The sequence below is a fragment of the Acetivibrio straminisolvens JCM 21531 genome (assembly GCF_000521465.1).
Taxonomy (GTDB): Bacteria; Bacillota; Clostridia; order Acetivibrionales; family Acetivibrionaceae; genus Hungateiclostridium; species Hungateiclostridium straminisolvens.
In genome coordinates this window covers 1-1982 of sequence record NZ_BAVR01000136.1, presented here as the reverse complement: position 1 = coordinate 1982, position 1982 = coordinate 1, and the positions used below count along the sequence as shown (strand labels likewise).

Here is a 1982-nt window from a genome sequence, read left to right as displayed (position 1 = left end):
CCAACACAAACAATTGATCCGAACATGTTGACAGTTAAGATAGATACAGCTTCTGGAAAACCTGGAGATAGAGTTGAAGTACCAATATACTTGTACGGTGTACCTTCAAAGGGAATAGCAAACGGCGACTTCGTATTAAGCTATGATCCGAATGTATTAACTGTTGAAAGTGTTGAAGCAGGAGACATAGTAATTAATCCTAGAGACAGCTTTGATGTTGCAATATATCCAGAAGATAAGATGATCGTATTCCTGTATGCTGAAAATACCGGAAGAGGAACAGAAGCAATTAAAGAAGATGGATTGTTTGCAAAGATTATAGTAACTATAAATGAAAGAGCACCTTTAGGATTTAGCGAAATAGCACTTCAAGAGTTTGGTGCATTTGCAGACAACGATCTGAAAGAAATACCTACCGACTTTATTACCGGTGGAGTACTTGTAAAAGATGAACCTGTAATAGAAGGATATAAAGTATCCGGATACATTTTGCCAGACTTCAGCTTCACTTCAACTAACGGACCAATTGTAAAAGCTGGATTCAAAGTTGAAGTAGTAGGAACAGATTTGTCTGCTGTAACTGATGCAAACGGATACTTCGAAATAGCTGGAGTACCTGAGAATGCAGCCGGCTATGCATTGAAGATTTCAAGACCGAACTACTTAGACAGAGTGATTGCAAATGTTAAAGTAACCGGAGATACTGTGGTATCAACTTCATCAGCTCCGATTATGATGTGGGCAGGAGATATCGTTAAAGACGATTCTATCAACTTGATAGACGTTATGGAAATTGTTAAGTGCTTTAACACTACTTCTGCAGATGAACTCTATAATGTAAATGCTGACCTTAACAGAAACAATGCAGTTAATATGGAAGACGTAATGATTATTGTAAAACACTTTGGCGCTACACCAGAGAGCTACAACGAGTAATATTCACAATTTTAGAGGAAGGATACTCTAGTATCCTTCCTCTAAAAAACTCTCTTTTTTTATTGTTTAAGAACCAAACTAGATAGAATCATATTAAAAATCAAGAGCTATATGTTATACATGAGCTGTTGAGGGGGGGAAATTTTTCTTCATGAAGCATAAAAAAATATTATCATTTTTGTTGACTTTATTGCTATTGATCTCCACCATATCTGTAAACATGTCTTATGCAGAAACAACTCCAAGTATAGAAATGGTTCTGAATAAAACCACAGCTAATGTAGGAGATATAATAACGGCGACAATAAAAATTAACAACGTTAGATATTTAGCTGGATATCAACTAAATATTAAATATGATCCTGAAGTTTTACAACCGGTAAATCCTAAAACAGGAGCGGAGTTTACTGAGCGTACTATGCCTGTTAATGGGAATTTGTTAATGAATGAAGAGTATGGTCCGACTAATATGGTGGCTAATAACATAAAGTCGGGAATCCTTAATTTTGGCTGTGTATATACTTATGCAAACGATTACAAAGCAGTTGGAATAGATGAACATACAGGTATAATTGGTGAGATTGGCTTTAAAGTTTTAAAAAGTAAAAATACATCAATTAAATTTGAAGATACATTAACAATGCCTGATGCAATATCAGGAACAAATTTATTTAACTGGGATTCAGAGATAATAACCGGATATTCTGTAATACAACCGGATCCTATAATTATTGAAGCAGAACCATTGAAGGACGCATATGTATCAATGGAGTTAGACAAGACAAAAGTAAAAGTAGGCGACATAATAACAGGAACAATAAAGATAGAAAATATGAAAAACTTCGGAGGCTACCAGCTGAATATCAAGTATGATCCTACAGTACTTGAAGCAGTTGACCTTGCAACAGGAGGAGCAATAGAGACCAGGACATGGCCTGTAACAGGGGAAACAGTACTTCTGAATGAAGAATACGGACCGACAAGGATTGTAATGAACAACAAATCAGCGGGTATAGTGAACTTCGGTAGCACATATACATACCTAA

At 35.8% G+C, this 1982-nt stretch carries 2 protein-coding genes; both read left to right on the top strand.

The genetic code is table 11. The features are described 5' to 3' along the window. Window positions 1-24 precede the first annotated feature (24 nt). Window positions 25-936 carry a cohesin domain-containing protein gene (locus JCM21531_RS17050; protein ID WP_038291610.1) on the top strand — a complete coding sequence of 304 codons (912 nt, stop codon included), beginning with the start codon at window positions 25-27 and terminating at the stop codon, window positions 934-936. Window positions 937-1087: 151 nt separating this feature from the next. Further along, a partial coding sequence (locus JCM21531_RS17045) for a cohesin domain-containing protein (RefSeq protein ID WP_038291608.1) occupies window positions 1088-1982 on the top strand: 895 nt, incomplete at its 3' end.